Below are 15587 nucleotides of genomic sequence, written 5' to 3' on the forward strand. Positions count from 1 at the left end.
ATCGTTCCCGATTTATGGCGCGACAGTGGCTTGCAAGATTAACTCGCGTCCATGTTGAGCGGGGCTTTCGCGGGATTCCCGCGACGCGACACTCAGCTCAGCCTGTGCAGCTTGTCGTACTGCTTGATCAGCCGGTCCCGCTTCAAACGGGACAGCCGCTGCAACCAGAAGATGCCGTCGAGCTGGTCAACCTCGTGCTGCAGGCAGATCGCGAGGAGACCTTCCGCCTGCTCGGTCTGCTCATGGCCGTCGAGGTCCTGATAGCGGCAGACCACCGCGCGTGGCCGTTCCACCTCGGCACGGACGCCGGGCATGGAGAGGCTGCCTTCCTCGTGGCGCATGAGCGTCTCGGAGATCTCGGTGATCACCGGATTGACATAGATGCGCGGCGCCGGATCGCCCTGCAGCCGGACGACGACAACCCGCTGGAGGACCCCGATATGGGGAGCGGTCAGGCCGAGGCCGGCCGCCGCTTCCAGCGTATCGGCGACATCGTCCGCCAGCCCGCGGAGCGCCGCATCGAAGGTGACCACAGGCGCGGCCAGCTGGCGCAGCCGCGGATCGGGATAACGCAGGATGGCACGCGCCGTCATCACGCCGCTCCCTTTGGCTGTGGCTTGCGGGCGAGGAAGAAGAACAGGCCGGACAGGGCCGTCAGGACGGCAAGGGCGATGAACACTTGCCCGTAGGCCACGGAGGCATCGAGCATGAGCCCGACCGCGACCGGGCTGATGATCGTGACGATCGCCGCGAAGGTCTGCACGATCCCGGCGATCTTGCCATAGGATCGGCGGCCGAAATATTCGCCGATCAGGGCGCTCGACACGGCCGTGCGCGTGCCCCAGGCGAAGCCGAAGATCGCGGCGAAGATCGCGATGGCGACCACGCTCGGCGACGCCGCCAGGATGATGAGCGCCACCGCCGCGGCAACGACATTCGTGCCAAGAAGCACGCGCTTGGGGGCGAGGTCGCCGAGCATGCCGCCGAAAATGCGGCCGGCGAGATTGAAGACGTTGACCTCGGCGAGAAAGAGGGTGGCGACAGCGCGGCCGGAAACCCCCTCGAGATAGGGAAAGAGATGCACCAGCAGCGCCGCCTGATGGAAGTTCGAGAAGGCCATGGCCGCCGTCACGAACCAGAAGGCGTGCGTGGCCAGGGCCTGGCGCAGCGAAAGCCCCTCCGCGCCGGAGGGCCTGGCGGCATGCACACCCGCAACCGGCACCGGCCCCCCGTCGGGCCGCAGGCCGAGTGCCTCCGGATGGCTGCGCACAAGAAGCATCACCGGCAGGCCCAAGCCCAGGATGGCAAAGCCGGTGCCGATGGCGGTGAGACGCCAGCCCACATGGCTTTCGGCCAGAACGATCAACGGCAGCGCGACAAAGCCCGCGACCGCGAAGCCCGCCACGGCGAGCCCCATCGCGGTGGAGCGGCGGGCGGAGAACCAACTGTTGATAAGCTGGCTCACCGTGAGCAGCCCGATCAGGCTATTGGCGAGCCCCATGCTCAGGCACGCGACATAAAAGCCAACCAGAGACTCCATCGTGCCGAACAGTGCAAAGGCCGCGCAGTAGAGGATTGTGCCCGCAACCATCAGACGCTTGGCACCAAAGCGATCGACGAGCGCGCCGCCCAGGGGCCCCAGAAGCGTATCGACCGTCTGGACGGAGCGGCCAAGCGACATCTGCGCCGCCGTCCAGCCGAACTCCTGGCGCAGCGGCTGGGCATAGATGGCGAGCCCCTGCATGGAGATGCTGGTGATCATCTGCGCGCAGAAACCGGCGGCCACGATGATCCAGCCATAGAAGAAACGCTTTTGGACGCGGGCGACGAATGTCAGGGGCACCGCGCCCGGGTCGGATGCGCCGGGTCGATCATCCGGCGGAGCCTCGCGCCTGTTCACCGCGCAGGCACGCCACGTGCCGGCGAATGGATCGAGATCGAGCCTTCGACCATGGAAAAACCTACCGCAGCGACCGCGCGCCTGATGCTCGTGGATAGCGGCCCGCTCTCCGGACGGCAAGTCCATCGCCTGGTCCGATCGCGTATCGGCCTTCGATCTGTGCAAAAAAGTGATGGACGGGGGGTGTTGTATCCTTGGATCAGCCCTACAACGGGGCGTAGAACAGGCTTGGTGCTGCCGATGACCAGAATGGCACGGACCTCTATCGAGTCGTAGGAAGGAATGCGGGGCTCGCTCTCCGCTCGCATTATTCGAGGAAACACATGTCGTCTTCACCATTGGGCGTCGTCGTTCATGCACCCAAGGATCTGCGTGTCGAGGAGGTGGCAGCTGTTGCACCCGCGGCCGGCGAGGTCCGGATCCGTATTGAAGCCGGCGGCATCTGCGGCTCGGACATGCACTATTACAGCCATGGCGGCTTCGGCACGATCCGCATCAAGGAGCCCATGGTGCTCGGCCACGAGATCGCCGGGACGGTGGTGGAGCTCGGTTCCGGCGTCAGCCATCTCGCCCTCGGCACCCGCGTCGCCGTCAATCCGAGCCGCCCCTGCGGCGTCTGCAAATATTGCCGCGAAGGCGCTCCGCGTCAGTGCCTCGACATGTATTTCCTCGGCAGTGCCATGCGCTTCCCCCATGCCCAGGGCGGCTTTCGCCAGAGCCTGACGGTGAAGGCCGAACAGGCCGTGCCGATCGCCGAGACCGTCTCCATGGGCGAAGCCGCGATGGGCGAGCCGCTGTCGGTCTGCCTGCACGGCGCGCGACAGGCGGGACCGTTGATGGGCAAGCGGGTTCTCGTCACCGGCTGCGGTCCCATCGGCATGCTCACGGTGATCGTCGCCCGCTACGCAGGCGCTGCCGAGATCGTCGTCACCGACGTCAGCGACTTCCCCCTGTCGATCGCGCGCCAGGTCGGCGCGACACGGGCGATCAATATCGCCGCCGAACCGGATGCCCTGGAGGCCTATGGAGCAGACAAGGGCACCTTCGATGTGCTGTTCGAAGCCTCCGGCCACCAGTCGGCGCTTGTCGGGGCCTTGGCCGCCCTGCGACCCGGCGCCGTCATCGTGCAGCTCGGGCTCGGCGGCGACATGACACTCCCCATCAATGTCATCGTGGCCAAGGAACTCCAGCTGCGCGGCACCTTCCGCTTCGATTCCGAGTTCAATCTGGCGGTTGAACTGATGAATCGCGGCCTGATCGACGTCAAACCGCTGCTGACCGCCACACTTCCTTTCCGGGAAGCCAACGACGCCTTCAACCTGGCACTGGACCGCTCGCGGGCCGTCAAGGTGCAGATGGCTTTCACATAATAACGGTTCAACCTCGGCCCCTGCCCCATCGGCAGGGATGGTGTATCGCGAGACGGCCCTGCGCTACCCAGGCAACAGACCCCGTCCTCGCGCGAAACAGGAACGAGACATGACGACAAAGGCTTCAGTAGGCGTCCTCGGGCTCGGAACCATGGGCGCCAATCTCGCCCTCAACCTGGCGGACCAGGGCGGCCAGACCGTCGCGCTTTTCAACCGCACGACCATCAAGGCGCAGGAACTCGCGGACGCCAATCCCGCCTTCGCGAAATCCCTCGTTCCGACCGACAGCCTCGAGCGCTTTGTCGAGGCGCTCGCCACGCCGCGCATCATCATCCTGATGGTGCAGGCGGGCGCGGCCGTCGACGAGCAGATCGCGGCGCTCAAGCCGTTGCTCGACAAAGGCGACATCGTCATCGACGCCGGCAATGCCGACTTCAACGACACGCGCCGCCGCGCGGCTCAATTGAAGGACAGCCCGATCCGCTTCGTCGGCATGGGCGTGTCCGGCGGCGAACTCGGCGCCCGCCACGGGCCGTCGATCATGGCCGGCGGCGACGCGGACGTCTATGCGATCATCGGCCCGATCCTGGAGCGCATCGCCGCCAAGTATCAGGGCGCCCCCTGCGTCGCCCATATGGGGCCCGACGGCGCGGGCCATTTCGTCAAGACCATCCACAACGGCATCGAATATGCCGATATGGAGATGATCGCCGAGGTCTATGGCATCATGCGCGACGGCCTCGGCCTCAAGGCTGCGGATGCCGCCAAGGTCTTCACGCGGTGGAACGCGGGCGATCTCGCCTCCTATCTCATCGAGATCTCAGGCGTCACCCTCGCCGAAATCGATCCGGATACGGGCAAGCCGATGGTCGACGTCATTGTCGACGAGGCCGGCCAGAAGGGCACTGGCCGCTGGGCGGTGATCGAGGCGCAGAAGCTCGCGGTCAGCGCCACGACGCTCGAAGCCGCGGTCTCGGCGCGCATCATCTCCGCGCACCGGGCCGAGCGTGCCCGCACCGGCGCGATCTATGACCTCGGGGCCACCGAAAAGCTCACCGGCGTCGACCTCGATGCGCTCGAGAAGGCGTTGGAAACCGCCAAGATCATCGCCTATGCGCAGGGCTTCGTCATCATGCAGGAGGCCTCGAAGACCTTCGGCTGGAACCTTCCGCTCGGCAAGATCGCCGAGATCTGGCGTGCCGGCTGCATCATCCGCTCGCGCTTCCTCGACGCTATCACGCGTGCTTTCGATGCCAGCGAGACGCCGGAAAACCTCCTGCAGGTGCCGGAATTCGTCAAACGCGTGAAGGCGGGCCAGGGCGCGTTGCGCCGCGTGGTGGCGCAGGCCGTGCTCGCCGGCATTCCGGTGCCGGCCCTCTCCGCGGCGCTCGCCTATTTCGACGATCTGCGCCGGCGACGCGGCACCGCCAATCTGATCCAGGCGCAGCGCGACCTGTTCGGCGCACACACCTTCCGCCGGCTCGACCGGGACGGGGTCTTCCATCACGAATGGCCGCCGGTCTGATGCCGGATATACGCGCCTCCACCGCCTCGGATAGCGTCAGTGGCCAGATCCTCAACGTCGATGGAGGCGTCCTTGCGACGCTCTGACCAACCGGTTGCCATCGTGTTGATGGGGGTCGCCGGCAGCGGCAAGACCACGCTCGGCCTTGCTCTGGCCGCACGCTTGGGGCTCACCTTCTACGATGCCGACGATTTCCACCCGCCCGCCAATGTCGCCAAGATGTCGGCGGGCATTCCGCTGACCGATGAAGATCGCGCGCCGTGGCTCGCCCGGCTCGCAGAGCTTTTGCGAACTTCACGCGCTGAAGGCCGTTCGGTCGCTTTGGCCTGTTCGGCGCTCAAGCGGCGCTACCGCGACCGCCTGCGCGAAGGTTGCCCGGCCATCCTGTTCGTGCATCAAGTCGGTGACCGCGCCATGATCGCCGAACGCATGAAACACCGACCGGGCCACTACATGCCGCCGTCGCTGCTCGACAGCCAGTTCGCCGCCCTGGAATTGCCGGATGCGGACGAAAACGTACTGACCCTCGATGGCACCGAACCACCCGCCCTCCTCGTCGACCAGGTTGTCGCCCGGATTGCCGGGTCATAACGAGGGTATCGCGTTGATTTCCCGCTAAACAACGCTAAGGCAGATCAGATCGTGAATACCAGGTGGCTGGCGCCGAACATATCGCTTGGATAAGCGGCTGACGTTTGTGACCGCCGCCGCTGTCGTGTTGGTCGCGCGCCCAAGGCGTCGCATATTTTGCCCGAAAGCGAGCACCGAAATCACAGGCTACCGATGGTAACACTACCCCTTGAGCTCGCGTTCCATGATCCGTGAGTAACCGGAGAAGCCCGCCGCCATCCAGAATGCCAAGCCGTTCGGGTTAGTCTCCAAGACCTCCAAACGCACGGTGTTAGGCTTCTTCACGCGCTTATCGAGCAAGAGTTCAAGGCAGGCGCGGCCGAGGCCGGTCCGCCGCATATCTCGTGTGATGAAAAACTGGCGGATGTAGACCCGACTTACGCCCTTCAACGAGTCGTCCGCCTCGATCCGATAGGTGACGAAACCGACCGGGCCATCCGCCAGCATGAAAATCTCGACGCTGTAGCCGTCGATGTCCTGGAAGCGCTCGAAACGCGCCTCCATCTCCTTCAACGTCAGCGTGGCATGGATGCCTTCGTCCTGACGGAGCTGCAGGTTCATTCGAGCAAGCATCGCGTGATCAGCCCGATCGGCCTCGCGAATAACGAGGCCCGCAAAGGCGATCCGCGGATCGTTCGGTTGCAGATCAACCGGCGTCATCGATCAGGTACTCCATGATGGTGCTGAACGGCGTGAAGCCATTGCGGGCCCAGAACAGCTTGCCTCCCGGGTTGTTTTCGATCGCTTCCAGATAGATCCGTTCGCCGGGCCGATAGCGCTCCTTCACCAGTGCCTGGAAAGCAAGCCGCGGCGCATCGCTCAGGCGGCGATCCTTGACGATGTAGTAGCCACGCAAATGAATGCGCCGACCGCCGGGTTCGAGCGGATCGGGTTCATAGCGATGCAACGCGTAGCCTATGACCTCGTCCTCAAGGACGAACAGGTCGATCGACCAGCCCTGCTCGGCGAACTGGGCGAAGCGCTCTTCCAGTTGCTCCGCCGTCATCGCGTTCCGGTGGCCCTGATCGTCCAGGGATTGCCGGTTCATCCGGCCGAGCAGCGGCAAGTCGCTTGGCTCATGCCGCCGCAGGCGGATCCGGGCCGCGAGCTTCTGCTCGCCCAAGTCCGGCTGTCGCAAGGACCAGGCCGCATCCGACCGTGGTGTGGCCCCGCCATGGGGGTTGAGGTATTGCAGGATGGTGTCGCGCTCCTCCTGAAGATGCTCGGCCATCTTCGAGACAGCGCGATCGGGCCGTCGATCCACGAGCGCCTTGAACAGACCGCGGTGATCGAGCGCGGCGGCCTTCAGATTCTCCGGAGCCGACGGGATCAAGATTTGCAGGAGCTGAAGCTCGACCGCGAGCTTCGCGAAGGTCGTCGTGACACGCTCGTTGCGCGCCGCCGCACAGATCGCCGTGTGGAACGCAACGTCGGCCTCGATCGCACGCTGCCGGGAGTTCGCGAGCACGGCGGTCTCGAAGGCTTCCAGGGCGCCCTCGACCTGCTTCAGCTCGGCGGCGGATCCGAGTTCGGTGGCCTTGGCGACCGCCGCACTTTCGAGCAGGGAGCGCAGGACGTAGATCTCCTCGACCTCGCTCTGCGTGAAGGTCCGCACGAAGCAACCGCGAAAAGCTTCGCCCGATAGCAGACCCGCTTCCCGCAACTGCCGGCAGGCCTCCCGGACCGGGCCGCGGCTCACGCCGAGACGACGCGCAATCTCGACCTCCGGAACTTTCTCCCCGGGACGGATTTCCCCCGCGAGGATGATGCGCGTGATCTCGTCGGCGACGCTCTCGCCCAGCGGTCGCCGCTTGCCTCCGTCGTCGCCCTGTCTTGAAACTGAACTATCCACGACGCTTTCCGACTTCCCGAAAACGCCATCCAGTACTGTCATCTCCGAGATTGTCAACATTTTCTTGATTGTTGACAATAATGGGATTGCTGACTATCCAGCCGCTATCGCCGTTACGGCGCTACGATGCTGATGGCCGGAGGCATTGATGGTCCCCACAGATTGGAACGACGAAGCCGCGATCGTGATCATCGGCGGCGGGGTCGTCGGGTGCTCGATCGCCTATCACTGCGCCCGCGAGGGGCTCTCCGACATCCTGCTGATCGAACGCGGGGAAATAGGGGCCGCGACGACCGCGCGAACCGCTGGGCAGGTCTCATCCGGCCGCACCGACCCCAACATGCTCCGCATGCAGCGGCACACCTTCAACCTCATCCCGGACCTCGAGGATGAAGTGGGCGAGCCTCTGGACTTCCGGCGCGTGGGCAATCTCCGGGTGGGCTTCTCTGCCGAGCGTGCAGCCGAACTCGCGAAGCTGGAGGCGCCGCTTTCCGCGGAGGGCATCCCCTTCGAGCGCCTGGACGCTCCGGCCGCCCGCGAGCTCTGTCCCTGGCTGGACATGTCGGACGCTGGGACGCGCCTTTGGCTGCCCGATGCCGGTATCATCGACGGAACCCGGCTGGCTGCCGCCTATGCCCGGGCCGCCAGAGGGCGCGGCGTTCGCATTCAGCGTGGCGTCAGCGTGATCGACGTCGTCCGCGAAGGCCCGCAGGTCATCGGGGTGCGAACCGCAAGCGGGACTGTGCGGGCACAACATGTAGTCGATGCCGCCGGGGCCTGGTCGGCGGTCGCCGCAAGGGCTGCCGGCACATATGCGCCTGCGGCGCCGACGCGAAGCCACTATTGGGTGACAGCCCCGCATAGAGATGGCGTGGCCAGCCAGCCGATCCTCAGCCTTCCCGACTTCAAGGGGTACACCCAGCCGTTTTCCGGCGGGCTGCTCGTTGGCTTCTCCGAGCCCGCTTCCAAGACGTTCGACCCCTTCACGCTGCCGGACGATGTAGATTTCGCCCCGCTTTTCGATCCGGAAGCCGATCAGGAACAGCTCGTCGTCCAGCTCGACCCCATGCGTAGCGTCGCGCCGTCGATCGACGAGTGGCGATTCTCACATCACATCGCCGGGCTGTGCACCTACACGCCGGACGGAAAATTCGCGATCGGCGCCTTCGAAGGCCTGAGCGGCTTCATGATCGCGACCGGCTGCTCCGGCGCAGGCGTTGCTGCGTCGGGTGGCATCGGACGTCTGATCGCCGAACTCCTGGCCGGACAAGCGCCATTCGTCGACCCCCATCCATTCAGACCCGACAGGTTCGGAACCGTGGATCCGGCCTCGGAGGCGTTCCGTGCGGCATGTTCGGCGGCGCGCGCGGGCAAATGGAGCGGCGCCGTCTCGCCGCGGTGATCCGCCCAGCAAGAAAGCAACGACCAGGCGGGTGCCGTCTCCCGAGGGGGGACGGGCTCCCCTCCGCGACCACACAGTGCCCCATCCCAAACAGACAGGGGGGTCGGGCGATCGCTTGGCAGCGTATCCAGGCCCTCCACTCTTTTGGAGCAGAGGATGCCGACCCGTCGCAACACCCTTGAATTGGCCTTCGCGGGCTTCGCCGCCAGTGTCTTCCCGGCCTAGGCCCAGGGCTGGAACTTAAAATATCCCGAGCTGGTCTTCGCCGTGATTCCGGCCGAGAACGCATCGGGTGTCATGGAGCACGACGGCCCGTCTTCCATCGCGCGCGCGGATAACGGGAGCGAAGATCGAGGCCTTCGCGATCGACACCAATCTCGATGGCACTCAGGGCTATTACTCGGTCTTCTACGTGAAGAAGGACTCGCCTTATCGAACGATCAAGGATCTGAAGGCAAGAACCTGAGCCTCCTCGACCCGAACTCGACGTCCGGCAACAACGTGCCGCGCTTCGTGCCCAATCAAATGCGCGTCGAGCCCGAGAGCTTCTTCGGCATCGATCACAGCCACGAGACCCAGCAATACCGCGCCTCCGGACTGAACCTCGTCATCGCCGCGATCGTCTATTGGAACTCCACCGACATGGCCGTTGCCGTGGCACATCTGCGATTGATCGGTGAATCCGTTCCAGACGATCTCCTGGCCCATACCTCGCCGGTCGGCTGGGAGCATATCGCCTTCTCAGGCGACTTTCTCTGGGATCGCGCCGCGCTGGCGGCGAACCGAAAACCGCTCAATCTGTCGCCCAATAGCCGTGCGGCATGATCGCGTTCACCGATCGTTAGCGCTTAGCGTTGTTTTGCGGGAATCCAACGCTACGCCCTCAAAACGCCCCCCATCGCAAGCTGCGCTGTTGCAAAAATGACTATCGCAATTTCCAGATTGCCGTAATGTATTCGCTGGAAGCGAAACAGAGAATCTTGTCGGAGAAAGAACAGTTTTTGTAATCCTTCTCAGACAGTTAAAGATCATGCCGTCCGGTGGTTCCCTGTCTCTGGCATGAAAGCAAGAGCAGGGCACTCCCAGCACAGATACGAGAGCCGACGGGCACTGGGATGTCTATAGCGGAACGCGGTGGGGCCAAGAGTGCCATATCAGCCCCAGAGAGTGCCATGTCAGTCCCAGACGGCGGGGAGCGTATCGAACCCTTGCAAATCCCGGCATTCTATATTCAACGCTGGAGCGCGCTTGTCGATACGCTCGCCCGCCTATGGCCCGGCACGGCGCCGCGCGTTCTGCAATTCATCGCGCATCGCTTTGTGCCGGTCGCCATGCTGGCCGACGACACGGCCGCCATGGACGATCCCGTCGCGCCTGTCCGTCACCAGGTGCTGGAGACCGGGCACGTCATGGCCGATACGCCTTCGGGAACCTATGTCGGCCTGCGTCTTGACTGGCCTGAGGGGCAACCGTTCGGCGTGATCGAAATCACGGGCCACGCAGAGCCGGCCGACACGGCGGCGATGCGCTGCCTGCTGGAGCAGTTTCATACAGTTATTGCGGATAATCTGGCCGACATTGCCACGCGCGCAGCGAGGATTTTCCCAGATAAGGTCTATCGGCAGCTTGCCGAGGCCAGCGCCGACGAGTTTTATGTTCACGATGAACAGGGGCGCTTGCTGGACGTCAACGCGCGCGCATGCCTCAATACGGGTTATAGCCGCGCCGAGCTCCTTACGCGCAACGTTGCTGAACTCTCCCCGACATTCAGTCGAAGCGAGCTTCTCGATTTCTGGGCGGAAACAGCGCCGGGCACCAGTCGACTGCTCAATATCGGGCGATGCGATCATAGCGGTGCGACCCTTCCCATCGAGGTCCTGGTGACCTGCCTCATGGTCGACGGGCGCAAGCTTTTCTTTGCCTGGGTGCGGCCCATCGCGGAACGGGTGGCCTCGGAAGAGGCTATTCGGCGATTGAACGCCGAATTCGAGCGACGTGGTGGTGAGTGCGGGGAGGAATGGCGCCAGTCCGCCGATGTCCTGCAAGCCGTGATGGACAGCGCGACCGATGCGATCTACGTCAAAGACCTGGAAGATCGTTTCCTTTTGTTCAACAAGGCCGCCGCGCGCTTTGCCGGCCGCGACAGCGCCGAGGTGCTCGGAAGAAGGGCGATCGACATCTTCGGAAGGGACTTCGGGGATCCTAGCCGCCGGCATGAGCTGGAGGTCATGAAAAGCGGTCGTCCCTCGACGATCGAGGAAGTGCTTCCGACCTCGGAGGGCGAGCGCCTCTTTCTGACGACCCGTAGCCTCTATCGTGACAGCAATGGCGCAGTCGCCGGACTCATCGGCATTTCGCGAGATATTACCGAGAAGAAGCGTGCAGAGCAGGCCCTGCGCGACAGCGAAGCGCGCTGGCAATTCGCCCTGGACGGCTCCGGCGACGGTGTCTGGGACTGGAATGTCCTGACCGGTCACGTCTTCTATTCCCGGCAGTGGAAACGCATGCTCGGCTATTCCGACGATGAGATCGGCGACACGACTGACGACTGGTCCGACCGGATCCACCCGGACGACAGGGAGCGCTGCTGGCAAATCATCGGCGAGCATTTCGCCGGAACAGATCCTGTCTTCACGCTTGAACATCGCATGCGGGCCAAGGATGGATCGTGGCGGTGGACCCTCGATCGCGGAAAGATCGTCGAGCGCGAGGCGGATGGGACGCCCACGCGCGTCATCGTCACGCATACGGACATTACCACGCATAAGGCGGCACTGGACGCGCTCATCGCAAGCTACCAGTCTCTCCGCCAGGCGGAAAAAATTGCCCGCATAGGGAGTTGGTCATTTTGCGTCGCGACGCAGGAGTTTTCCTTATCCGAGACGCTCAAAGAAATGATCGGCATCGGGCCGGAGGCCCCAACGCCGACGCCCGCCGGCATGCGCGCTCTGCTTGATCCCGCCGGAGCCGAAGCCATTGCTGCTGCGGTGCAGCGCTGCCTCGCGACCGGCGAGCCTTATGGGGTCGATGTTCATCATTTCAGGCGTGATGGCACAAGCTTCGCCGCCCATATCCGCGGACAGGCCAATCGCGACCCGGACGGCGCGATCGTCGGGCTGACCGGCACGGTTCAGGACATCACCGAGCGGGAAGAGGTCCGGCAACGCATCGCCGTGCTCGCGGATAACCTGCCGAACGGCGCGATCTACCGCCTTGAATGCAATCCGCCTGAACAATACGAGCTCACCTATGTCAGCGCCGGTATTCACGCGCTCATTGGGATATCGGCGGAAGAAATCGTCAATAATCGCGACGCATTCATCAGTGCTATCCACGAGGACGACGTCGAGCGTTACAAAAGCACTATTGTATACTCGCTCGAGACACAGACGGTCTTCGATTGCCAGTTCAGGGCGCGCAGGCGCGACGGACGGATCATATGGATGCATTGCCGCTCGGCGCCACGCATGATGCCGGGCGGGACGACCGTCTGGGACGGCATCATGCGTGACATCACGATCGAACGGGAAGCGGCCGAAACGCTTGAGCGTGCCAAGGAAGCGGCCGAGGCAGCAGAACGGGCCAAAAGCGATTTTCTGGCAACCATGAGCCACGAGATCCGTACGCCGATGAACACGGTCATCGGCATGACACGCCTGACCCTTCTCACCGATTTGGCTCCCAAGCAGCGCAATTACCTTGAGAAGATCGACGCATCCGCCAGGACACTCCTCTCGATCATCGATGATGTGCTTGACTTTTCGAAGATCGAAGCCGGCCGGCTGGAGCTCGAGGACACCGAATTCACGCTTGAATCGGTGCTGGAATCGGTCTCTGACGTCACGGCGATGCGCGCCGAGGAAAAGGGCCTCGAGATCGCCTATGCCGTGGCGCCGGAGGTTCCGCGTCAGCTGCGCGGAGATCCCCTGCGCCTGGGACAGGTCCTGATCAATCTGGTCGGCAATGCTATCAAATTCACCCATGAAGGAGAGGTGGTCGTCACCGTCAGCGCTGCGCCGGGCCAGGACAGTCGCCATGTTCTGCTGGAATTTGCCGTGCGCGACACCGGCATCGGCATGACATCTGCCCAGATGTCCGGGCTATTCCGGCCGTTCGCCCAGGCTGATGCGAAGATGGCACGGACCTACGGCGGAACGGGTCTTGGCCTTGCAATCTCCGAGCAGATCATCGCCTTGATGGGCGGCACGATCGCCGTCGAAAGCGAATTCGGGCAGGGCAGCACCTTCCGTTTTACGGTAAGGCTCAGAACCGATCCCGCGGCCGCGGCAACCGTCAAACCCGTCTGCCACAAAGCGATCAGCGCCCAGCGTGTTCTCATCGTCGATGACAATGCAAGCGCAAGGGAGATCTTGCGCCACATGGTGGAGGCCTTCGGTCTGGAAGCGCTTGCGGTTGCGTCCGGCGCCGAGGCGCTGTCCATCCTGCGGGCTGCCTCGGGCTCGCACCGGCCGTTCGATCTCGTGCTGATGGATTGGCGCATGCCGGGGATGGACGGCATCGAGACCGCCCGCCGCATCCGCGCCGATGCCTCGATCGAGCATATGCCCGCCGTTCTCATGGTCACGGCCTATGGCCGCGACGAGGTGCTTCAGCAGATCGATCAGATCGGATTGCAGGGACTGCTCATCAAGCCGGTGACCGAATCGGTGATGTTCAACACCATCATCGATACCCTGCCGTCCGCCCACATCGGCCCTGCCCGCCGGACGAGGCGGGAGCCGCCATCGACCACGCCGCGCCCTCCTCTCGTCGCGCAGCTCGCCGGCAAGCGTGCGTTGGTCGTCGACGACAATCCGCTCAATAGAGAGGTAGCCTGCGGCTTCATCGCTGCTGTCGGGATGAGAGCCGAGACGGCGGACAACGGTATCGAAGCCCTCGCCCGGCTTCGGCGCAGCCCCTTTGATGTGGTGCTCATGGACGTGCATATGCCGGAGATGGACGGCCTCGCCGCCGCAAGGGCGATCCGCAGCCATCCGGACTGGACCGATCTTCCGATCATCGCGCTGACCGCGCAAGCGCGCGTCGAAGATCGCCGCGCGAGCCTGGACGCCGGGATGACAGCCCATCTCACCAAGCCGATCGACGAGACGGCTCTCTATGAAACGTTGCTTGACGCCCTTTCGGCGCCCGCCCGCGCTCCATCGATAGCTTCCTCACCGATCGATGCCCCGACTGCGGCGTCTGGAACCTCGTCCGCGGGGGCTCAACCTTTCGCGCCAGCCCTCGACATCGCATCCGTCATCAGCCGTTTCGGCGGCCGCCGGGATCGCATCGCACGGCTGCTGCGAGGCTTTGTGCACGATTTTGCCGATGCCTCCGCTGCACTTGACGATCATCTCCGGCGCGCCGATTTCGCGAAGGCCGCTGCGCTCGCCCATACGGTCAAGGGGGCGGCAAGCTATCTCGGTGCGCGCGACTTCTGTGCCGCTGCCGAGGCCATAGAATACGTGGCCATCGACGATCAGGCGGCAGTGGCGGCCGCTGCGCGCGACTTCCGCATCCGGTTGCAGGAACTTCTGACCGAGGTGCGCGAGCATCTGGATGCCCAGCCGGCACCTCAGCCATCCGGCCGCGCACGCCGCCAAGACCTGTCTCCTCAAGACCCGTCTCGCCAAGAGCCGCTTGGCCACGACTCCCTCGGCCAAGACAACGCGCTCGCACGCGCGCTCGTCGCCAGGCTGGAACCCTTGATCAGTCGCGGCGACTACGCCGCCCACCAGTTGCTGGACGAACTGGCTGATGCTGGCGCGGCGTCTGCGATCGGGCATCACGTCGAGGCCCTGCGTGCTTATTTCGACGAGCTGGAGCTCGACAAGGCTGCGCGGGAACTCCAGCAGATCGAGGCTTGTCTGCAATCATCACCCCCTTCGGTTCGCGGATGAACGACCTGACTACACCGACCGTCCTCATCGTTGACGATGAGCCTATGAACAGGATGGCGCTTGCGGAGCTGTTGAGCGGGGAATGCCGTTTGCTCCTGGCCAAGGATGGCGCAAGCGCCCTGCAGCGCGTCGCCGATGAGCCGGACATCAGCCTGATCCTGCTCGACGTTTCGATGCCCGGCATGGGGGGCTATGAGGTTCTGCGCCGCCTGCGAGCCGACGCGCGCACCGCCGACATCGGTGTGATCTTCGTCACGGGCCATACGGATGAACGCGACGAGGAACGGGGCCTGCTGCTGGGCGCCCAGGATTACGTCTCCAAGCCGATCCGCCCCGCGATCGTCAAAGCCCGCGTCCGGAATTATCTCAAGCTCGCCATGCAGCGCCGCGAGCTTGAACGGCTATCGCAGCAGGATAGCCTTACAGGGATCGCCAACCGCCGGCATTTTGACGAAGAACTGGCACGGGCCTGCCGGCACGCGCGGCGCAGCCAGGAATCCCTCTCGCTGGCGATGATCGATGTGGACCATTTCAAGCAATACAATGACCACTACGGCCACGGCGCCGGCGATGACGCCCTGCGTCGCATCGCCCATACTTTGGCGGGCGTGGCGCGGCGTCCCTACGATCTGGTCGCACGCTACGGCGGCGAGGAATTCGTTCTGCTGTTGCCCGGCGTTGTCGATGTCGAAGCGGTCCTGGAACAGGCGCGCCGCGAGGTGATGCAACTCGGCATCGCGCATCAGATGTCCACGACCGCGAGCGTCCTCACGGTCAGCTGTGGCGGCATCGTAGCGGACGCCGGCCGACTGCCCAAGACGAAGGAATCCTTGCTCAATCGCGCCGATGAAGTCCTCTATCGGGCCAAGCGGGAGGGGCGGAATCGCGTCCTGACCGAGCGGTTTTGAGAAGCCTCAATCCAGGAGGCACGTGATGTGCAATCCCCTGCGATCGCGGGGGGATGGGCGTCCCACCCATACCGTCTCGGCAGCCCGCCAACCGACG

10 protein-coding genes and 1 pseudogene are annotated in these 15587 nt (G+C 64.1%); 7 read left to right on the forward strand and 4 right to left on the reverse strand.

The features are described 5' to 3' along the window. Positions 1-92 precede the first annotated feature (92 nt). Together C7450_RS04930 and C7450_RS04935 are read right to left on the reverse strand one after the other, a co-directional pair. Positions 93-593 (reverse strand): peptide deformylase, encoded by a 501-nt coding sequence (locus C7450_RS04930; RefSeq protein WP_110373308.1) that lies wholly within the window; start codon positions 591-593, stop codon positions 93-95. Next, positions 593-2026 (reverse strand): MFS transporter, encoded by a 1434-nt coding sequence (locus C7450_RS04935; protein ID WP_170147062.1) that lies wholly within the window; start codon positions 2024-2026, stop codon positions 593-595. Before C7450_RS04935 ends, C7450_RS04930 begins: the two co-directional genes overlap by 1 nt. A gap of 197 nt (positions 2027-2223) precedes the next feature. Here C7450_RS04935 and C7450_RS04940 point away from each other — a divergent pair, with 197 nt between their 5' ends. The 3 genes from C7450_RS04940 to C7450_RS04950 all read left to right on the forward strand — a co-directional run bounded on the left by C7450_RS04940 (position 2224) and on the right by C7450_RS04950 (position 5386). Beyond that, positions 2224-3270 carry an L-idonate 5-dehydrogenase gene (locus C7450_RS04940; protein WP_110373310.1) on the forward strand — a complete coding sequence of 349 codons (1047 nt, stop codon included), beginning with the start codon at positions 2224-2226 and terminating at the stop codon, positions 3268-3270. A gap of 37 nt (positions 3271-3307) precedes the next feature. Continuing rightward, positions 3308-4795 (forward strand): NADP-dependent phosphogluconate dehydrogenase, encoded by a 1488-nt coding sequence (gene gndA, locus C7450_RS04945; protein WP_110373311.1) that lies wholly within the window; start codon positions 3308-3310, stop codon positions 4793-4795. A gap of 72 nt (positions 4796-4867) precedes the next feature. Then, entirely contained in the window at positions 4868-5386 is a 519-nt protein-coding gene (locus C7450_RS04950) for a gluconokinase (protein ID WP_245449489.1), read from the forward strand. A gap of 201 nt (positions 5387-5587) precedes the next feature. Here the strand turns inward: C7450_RS04950 and C7450_RS04955 are convergent, their stop codons facing one another. Both C7450_RS04955 and C7450_RS04960 read right to left on the reverse strand, forming a co-directional pair. Beyond that, a complete protein-coding gene (locus tag C7450_RS04955; RefSeq protein ID WP_110373313.1) occupies positions 5588-6085 on the reverse strand; it encodes a GNAT family N-acetyltransferase in 498 nt (165 codons plus the stop codon). Continuing rightward, positions 6072-7277, reverse strand: a complete 1206-nt coding sequence (locus tag C7450_RS04960; RefSeq protein WP_170147063.1) for a GntR family transcriptional regulator — start codon at positions 7275-7277, stop codon at positions 6072-6074. The genes C7450_RS04955 and C7450_RS04960 overlap by 14 nt, the downstream gene beginning before the upstream one ends. Positions 7278-7425: 148 nt before the next feature. On the opposite strand from C7450_RS04960, the gene C7450_RS04965 reads away from it, so the two are divergent. From C7450_RS04965 to C7450_RS04985, 4 genes and pseudogenes are all read left to right on the forward strand, one after another. Then, on the forward strand, positions 7426-8679 hold the full coding sequence (locus tag C7450_RS04965; RefSeq protein WP_110373315.1) for an NAD(P)/FAD-dependent oxidoreductase: 1254 nt from the start codon (positions 7426-7428) through the stop codon (positions 8677-8679). A 558-nt stretch (positions 8680-9237) separates the two neighbouring features. Beyond that, positions 9238-9504: pseudogene (locus tag C7450_RS04975) on the forward strand (Tn3 family transposase); the annotation flags it as partial. 347 nt (positions 9505-9851) lie between these two features. Continuing rightward, positions 9852-14582: a PAS domain S-box protein gene (locus C7450_RS04980; RefSeq protein ID WP_170147064.1), complete on the forward strand. Its 4731-nt coding sequence runs from the start codon at positions 9852-9854 to the stop codon at positions 14580-14582. Next, entirely contained in the window at positions 14546-15490 is a 945-nt protein-coding gene (locus C7450_RS04985) for a GGDEF domain-containing protein (RefSeq protein WP_210206369.1), read from the forward strand. The genes C7450_RS04980 and C7450_RS04985 overlap by 37 nt, the downstream gene beginning before the upstream one ends. Positions 15491-15587: the final 97 nt, after the last annotated feature.

It is taken from the genome of Chelatococcus asaccharovorans, from assembly GCF_003201475.1.
GTDB lineage: Bacteria > Pseudomonadota > Alphaproteobacteria > Rhizobiales > Beijerinckiaceae > Chelatococcus > Chelatococcus asaccharovorans.